Below are 3639 nucleotides of genomic sequence, written 5' to 3'. Positions count from 1 at the left end.
CGGCGGGGCCGCGGGTGTGTTCGTATGACCAACGCGGCTCCCCTGTGGACAACCGCCGCACCTGTCCCGGGGGACCTGGCAGCATGGTGGGGTGACAGCAGCAACGCACTCCCCACTCTTCCCGCGCGAATCCGAGGCCGGCCAGATCATGGCTCCGCCGCGCGACGCCGACGCGGTGCTCGACGGGCTCGATCCCGAGCAGCGCGAGGTGGCGACGGCCCTGCATGGCCCGGTGTGTGTGCTGGCCGGGGCCGGCACGGGCAAGACGCGCGCCATCACCCACCGGATCGCCTATGGCGTGCGCGCGGGCATACTCCAGCCCGCCAGTGTGCTGGCCGTCACGTTCACCAACCGGGCGGCGGGCGAGATGCGCGGACGGCTGCGCCAGCTCGGCGCGGGCGGTGTCCAGGCGCGTACGTTCCACTCGGCGGCGCTGCGCCAGCTCCAGTTCTTCTGGCCCAAGGCGGTCGGCGGGGAGCTGCCGCGGCTGCTCGACCGCAAGGTGCAGCTCGTCGCCGAGTCCGCGGCCCACTGCCGGATCCGGCTCGACCGCAATGAACTGCGGGATGTCACCAGCGAGATCGAGTGGGCGAAGGTCACCCAGACCGTTCCGGCCGACTATCCCGCCGCCGTGGCCAAGTCCGTCCGCGAGGCCCCGCGCGATCCGGCCGAGATCGGCCAGATCTACGGGATGTACGAACAGCTCAAGCGCGACCGCTCGGTGATCGACTTCGAGGACGTCCTGCTGCTCACGGTCGGCATCCTCCAGGACCGGCATGACATCGCCGACCAGATCCGCCGCCAGTACCAGCACTTCGTGGTCGACGAGTATCAGGACGTCAGCCCGCTCCAGCAGCGGCTGCTCGATCTCTGGCTGGGTGACCGGGAGAGTCTCTGTGTCGTGGGCGACGCCAGCCAGACGATCTACTCCTTCACCGGCGCGACGCCCGACCATCTGCTGAACTTCCGCACCCGCCACCCGGGCGCCACCGTGGTGAAGCTGGTCCGGGACTACCGCTCCACGCCTCAGGTCGTCCATCTCGCCAACGGCCTGCTGAATCAGGCGCGCGGCCGGGCCGCCGAGCACCGGCTCGAACTGGTCTCGCAGCGGGACCCGGGCCCCGAGCCGGTCTGCACGGAGTACGCGGACGAGCCCACCGAGGCCGAGGGCACCGCCCGCAGGATCCGCGATCTGATCGCCTCGGGCGTCCCGGCAGGCGAGATCGCCGTGCTGTACCGGATCAACGCCCAGTCGGAGGTCTATGAACAGGCCCTGGCCGACGCGGGCGTGCCCTATCAGCTCCGTGGCGCGGAGCGGTTCTTCGAGCGCCAGGAGGTACGGGAAGCGGGCGCGGCGCTGCGTGGCGCGGCCCGCTTCGGAGGCAATGACTCCCTGCTCGACGATGTGGTCGAACTGCCCGCGCAGGTCCGGGCGGTGCTCTCTGCCAAGGGCTGGACCACCGAACCTCCCGCGGGCTCCGGCGCGGTCCGTGACCGCTGGGAGTCCCTGGCCGCCCTGGTCCGTCTCGCCGAGGACTTCGTCCGGGCGAGCCCTGGTGCGACGCTCGCCGATCTGGTGGCCGAGCTGGACGAGCGCGCCGCCGCGCAGCACGCGCCCACGGTGCAGGGCGTCACACTCGCCTCGCTGCACGCGGCAAAGGGCCTGGAGTGGGACGCGGTGTTCCTGGTCGGGCTCGCCGAGGGCATGATGCCGATCACCTACGCCAAGACCGATGAGCAGATCGAGGAGGAGCGCCGGCTCCTCTATGTAGGCGTCACCCGGGCGCGCTCGCATCTCTGTCTCTCCTGGGCGCTCTCGCGCTCTCCGGGCGGCCGGGCCTCCCGTCGTCCCACCCGCTTTCTGAACGGACTGCGTCCGGGCTCCACGGCCCCGGGAGCACGAAGCACGGCGGCGGTCCCGGGCGGCGCCCTGGAGCACGGCGGCGCCGCCGTCCGGCGCAAGCGGCGCGGTCCGGTGCTCTGCCGGGTCTGCGGCAAAACGCTCACCGACGCGGGCGAGATGAAGCTGATGCGCTGTGAGGACTGCCCGTCCGACATGGACGAGGCGCTCTATGAGCGGCTGCGTGACTGGCGCGCGGAGCAGGCGAAGCAGCTGGGCCAGCCCGCCTATTGTGTGTTCACCGACAAGACACTGATGGTGATCGCCGAGACCGTGCCGGACGGCGAGCGCGAGCTGGCCGCGATCGCCGGTGTCGGCGCCCGCAAGCTGGACCGCTTCGGAGCCGATGTACTCGCCATCTGCGCTGGTGAGGAGCGTGCGGGAGACACCGCGGACGACTGAGGCAAACTCGACGAAAAAATAGTTTGCGCCCGCCCAGGGAATCCCCATAGGTTCTTAACCACGGGAACGGCGGGCTTCACCGAAGCCCTGTCCCCGTGCTCTACTTATCCAAAGCAGTACTTGTCCGTGATACACGCGACTGGCTCAGGCCGGTCCTTGAGACGCCGAGAGGAGGCGATTCCAGTGATCAGCATCATCCACAGCAGCAGCTTTGTCGGCTCCAACAAAATGACCGATCGCTCGGTCGTCTCCGCCTGCTCGCTCGGCTTCTCCGGTTCCGAACTCATTGGCAGTGGCCTGTCCGGCGTCTTCGCCGTCCGGCCCGCCGCTCTGTCGGGTCTTCCCGTCGGGGTGCGCAATGAGCGACCGACCAAGGCACTGGAAGCAGGAGTAGCAGCGGCAGCGGCCAAGGCCTATGCCTTTGCGGCGACCGGTGCCGAAACGAAGCAGACGCAGCACCACTTGATGTGGGCCTTCCGTGGGCTCGAACCCTGGAGTGATCCAGTCTGATCCACGATCAGACCGGCGCCTCAGGGCCGCGGAACCCCACCAGGGATCCGCGGCCCTTCTGTTTGTCCCGAACGGGAGACAGAACCGAAGGCGCCTCGGAACTAGCACTACTCGGTACCAGCCGACACCCGGCCAAACAGGCCGGACCGACCAGACGAGGAACGAAACCCGTGCAACTCGAAGCGCACGCCCCGTCCGTACCGCCTTCCGAAGCGATCTCCCCGCCCATCTCCACGGAGGACTCCACCTTGACTCCGCTCACCGCGCTGACCGCGCTCGACGACGCCATCGAGAGCCTCGGCGTACCTGTTCCCTGCCGTGCCTACGACCCGGAGGTCTTCTTCGCCGAGTCTCCGGCCGATGTCGAGTACGCCAAGGCACTCTGCCGCACCTGCCCGCTGGTCGAGGCCTGCCTCGCCGGCGCCAAGGAGCGGCGTGAGCCGTGGGGCGTGTGGGGCGGCGAACTCTTCGTCCAGGGTGTGGTCGTGGCCCGCAAGCGGCCGCGTGGCCGTCCGCGCAAGAACCCGGTCACGGCATGAACGCCGCCGGAACCATCGACCGTCCCTTTACGCACGATCCCCAGAAGCAGGCTCCGATGACCTCTTCCCTGAGCGAGCCGTCCGGCTCCGCGACCCCGGCAGTCACCACGATGGGCGCGAACGACTCGCGTCAGAACAGGACCCGCGAGATGCAACTCATCCCAGAAGCCATGGCACGCGCGCATATGAGCGATCGCCTGCGTGAAGCCGACGCGGAACGCCGGGCCGCGCGCCTGGTCGCCGCCAGGCGGTTGCAGCGCCGCGCCGAGCGCGCGTCGCTGCGCGCCC

Annotated in this window: 4 protein-coding genes; all 4 read left to right on the top strand. The window is 69.6% G+C overall.

The genetic code is table 11. From position 1 onward, the window contains the following. The first annotated feature begins 91 nt into the window (after nt 1-91). A complete protein-coding gene (locus GA0115259_RS33000; protein ID WP_370749038.1) occupies nt 92-2302 on the top strand; it encodes an ATP-dependent DNA helicase UvrD2 in 2211 nt (736 codons plus the stop codon). Nucleotides 2303-2485: 183 nt separating this feature from the next. After that, complete coding sequence (locus GA0115259_RS40790) at nt 2486-2812, top strand: hypothetical protein (RefSeq protein WP_093603765.1); 327 nt, start codon at nt 2486-2488, stop codon at nt 2810-2812. Between the two features lie 170 nt (nt 2813-2982). Continuing rightward, entirely contained in the window at nt 2983-3351 is a 369-nt protein-coding gene (locus tag GA0115259_RS32990) for a WhiB family transcriptional regulator (RefSeq protein ID WP_093603763.1), read from the top strand. After that, a partial coding sequence (locus GA0115259_RS32985; RefSeq protein ID WP_093603761.1) for a hypothetical protein occupies nt 3348-3639 on the top strand: 292 nt, incomplete at its 3' end. The genes GA0115259_RS32990 and GA0115259_RS32985, both read left to right, overlap by 4 nt.

It is taken from the genome of Streptomyces sp. MnatMP-M17, from assembly GCF_900091995.1.
Classification (GTDB): domain Bacteria; phylum Actinomycetota; class Actinomycetes; order Streptomycetales; family Streptomycetaceae; genus Streptomyces.
This window is presented reverse-complemented; position numbering and strand designations above follow the sequence as displayed.